This window comes from Nocardia sp. NPDC059236, assembly GCF_042754085.1.
In the GTDB taxonomy this organism is placed as follows: domain Bacteria; phylum Actinomycetota; class Actinomycetes; order Mycobacteriales; family Mycobacteriaceae; genus Nocardia.
Map to the genome: position 1 here is coordinate 894 of NZ_JBHZAF010000063.1, position 911 is coordinate 1,804.

General features: G+C 75.3%; 1 protein-coding gene. It reads right to left on the minus strand.

Features of this window, described 5'->3' with window-relative positions; translation table 11 throughout:
• Positions 1 to 81 precede the first annotated feature (81 nt).
• The gene (locus ACFXIV_RS47810; protein WP_379421526.1) at positions 82 to 801 is read right to left on the minus strand and encodes a lactate utilization protein C; all 720 of its coding nucleotides are present in this window, start codon (positions 799 to 801) and stop codon (positions 82 to 84) included.
• Positions 802 to 911 lie beyond the last annotated feature (110 nt).

A 911-nucleotide genomic window follows, 5' to 3' on the forward strand; every position in this document is an offset into this window, starting at 1 on the left:
TCGCCCCGTCGCCCCGTCGCCCCGTCGCCCCGTCGCCCCGTCGCGGTACGTGCGCCCCGACGGGGCGCGGGGGACGGCCGGTCAGCCTTCGGCGGTCTCGGCTCCCCGCGCTCCCTCCGCCGTCCCAGCGGCGTCGGCCTCCGTCTCAGCTGCTTCGGCCTCCGCCGCGACCAGCACCACATCGAGCGTGCGCGGCCCGTGTACGCCCTCCACCCGGTCGAGTTCGATGTCGCTGGTGGCCGACGGACCGGAGATCCAGGTCTGCGGCCGGGCGGGATCCAAACGTTCGAGGGCCTGCGGTACGGAGTCGACGACCTGCTCCGGCACCCGCACCACACAGATGTGGTGGTCCGGGACGAGGGTGATGCGGCGCCGCCCCTGGTCCTCGGACGCGTCCAGCACCAGGGTGCCCGTCTCGGCCACGGCGACCGCGCACCCCGTCACCACGCTTCCCACCGCGTCCAGGTCGAGCGGGGTGAGCGCCGCCGAGTCCGTTACGCGCTCGACGTCTTCGGGCAGCCACTTGGCGGGCACCCCGGCAGGCGTCACCACGCTGCGCGATCCCCGCCGTGCCAGCAGATCCGCGATCGTCTGCGGCAGGTCGGCCGGGGTGCAGTGCAATACGTGCGCCCGGTAGTCCACCAGATGGGCGGCGAGCAGCCGCGCCGTCTCTCGCGCGGAGCGCTCGCCGTGCACCCGCAGATGGTCGCGGGCGACCGGAGCCTGATCGGGCCGCTCTGTGCGAGGTACGTCCGCCAGCGCGCGGCGGATCCGGCCGAGCACTGTCTCCCGGCCGCTCATCGCGTGCCCTCCTGCGGCCCCGCCCCGCCGGACCTGCCGGACTTGCTGGGTCCGCCGGACCTGCCGGACTCGCCGGACCTGCCGGACCTGCCGGATCCGCTGGACCCGCC

What these genes read in the sequence shown, in the direction of transcription:
- ACFXIV_RS47810 (WP_379421526.1), bottom strand. Translation starts at nt 801, where the DNA reads ATGAGCGGCCGGGAGACAGTGCTCGGCCGGATCCGCCGCGCGCTGGCG.